1 pseudogene is annotated in these 1,684 nt (G+C 41.6%); it reads right to left on the bottom strand.

Going from position 1 to position 1,684, the window contains the following annotated elements:
- A pseudogene (locus DVW06_RS17130) lies at positions 1-1,684 on the bottom strand (collagen-like protein); the annotation flags it as partial.

Genomic DNA, 1,684 nt, shown 5'->3' with positions numbered 1-1,684 from the left:
AAGATTCAACTGCTAATGTTGCACTAGCATATTTCTTTTTTTGCCAACCACTCTTGTATGTGTATACCGCAATAATTTTATCACTTGTTGACGATTCAGTTTGAAACCATGTGGCTCCTTCTGTGGTATCGCTAGGCTGAGTAGGTTGCATATAGGCAACGCCCATAATGCCACGATCGCCTTTCGGTCCTGCTGGTCCCTGTGGTCCTTGAGGTCCAGTTGGCCCTGTATCACCTTTATCTCCTTTAATCAAAGACCAGGAGTAATCAGCAGCGTTGGTGCTTTCATTAGCAGTTGTTTTGTTGTAGGCTAATCCAATGTAAGTCTTACCTGTTGGACTATCAGACATTCCTGCGCCAGTAGCTGATGTGGCATACTTAATCCACGTATAAAGTGTTTGTCCATTATCTCCTTTGGGTCCCTGCGCTCCATCTGATCCTTTGATCAATGACCAAGTGTAGTCGGCATAGTTTGTCGATTCGGTGGCTGTTGGTTTGTTGTATGCCAATCCGATATAAGCTTTTCCTGTTGGGCTGTCAGACATTCCACTTGTTGGCGTATCTGCATACTTCAACCAAGTGTAATAAGTTTGACCATCAGACCCTTTAGGTCCCTGGATACCTTGATCCCCTTTTTCACCCATTTTTGCTGCAGAATAACCTGATTCATTTGTTCCATCTGTATATGTCCAAGTGGTTTTGGTCCATAAAAAAGATCCTGCTGGTACAGTAGGTATTGATGTAGTCCATCCGGTAGTTGGTTTTACAGTTCCAGAAGTTGAAGATACATATTCAATTTTCGTGCTTGAAATTCCTACGCCATCTTTTCCCGCAATTCCGTCAGTTCCGTTGTTACCATCTTTTGCATTGTATGAAACAGTATAACCAGTTTCTGTTGAAGAATCCGTGTAAGTCCAAGTAGTTTTAGTCCACAAATACTGACCCTTAATTAATGCCGGAACTTGAATTGTCCATCCAGAAGTTGGGGCTGACGTTCCACTTGTAGATTGAGCATAAGTAATATTTGTATCAGAAACTCCAACACCATCTTTCCCTGCGATGCCATCTTTTCCATTTTCTCCGTTCATACCTAAAATTCTTTGCCACGTATAATCAGCAGGATTTGTGGATTGGACATCATCAAATGTTGTGTAAGTTCCTACATAGGAAGGATATGCATTGATGAAATCTTCACTAGGCGCCGGTGTCCATGTTGAACCGTCACCAAACTCAACCTTGACAGTTTCTTTTTTTATTTGCGTCCACTTACCTGTACCCCTAGTTAATATCGAAAAACTTACAATCGTGCCAGCATTATCAGGATAAGTAAACTTTTTGCTAAATTTAGTCCATGTTGTTTCACTTGCTGGTGGTAGTTGCCCAATCGGAATATTGGCAGAACCACTCACCATGAAATAAGGCTCTGTAGTTCCTGTTCCACGATATTCAAAACTTATGTTGAGACTATCACCTTTTTTGGGACTTCTAGTAATTTTTGTACCAGCACCGAACTGTGATTCAGTAGTTGCTGTTATCTTAAGACCATCAGCTGGTAAAGCCCTAGTTCCACCACCGCTATTCCAAATAATTGGCCAGTCATTTGTATCTTCAAACTTAGTTCCTAGCAGTATGTTTTCATTCGGGTATGTTGTCGTAAATCGATCGGCACCATCTGGACTCCATGA

It is taken from the genome of Enterococcus sp. ARL09-542 (assembly GCF_005234805.1).
Classification (GTDB): domain Bacteria; phylum Bacillota; class Bacilli; order Lactobacillales; family Enterococcaceae; genus Enterococcus_D; species Enterococcus_D gallinarum.
Note: the sequence above shows the minus strand (reverse complement) of the source record. Positions and strands in the feature narration are given on the sequence as shown.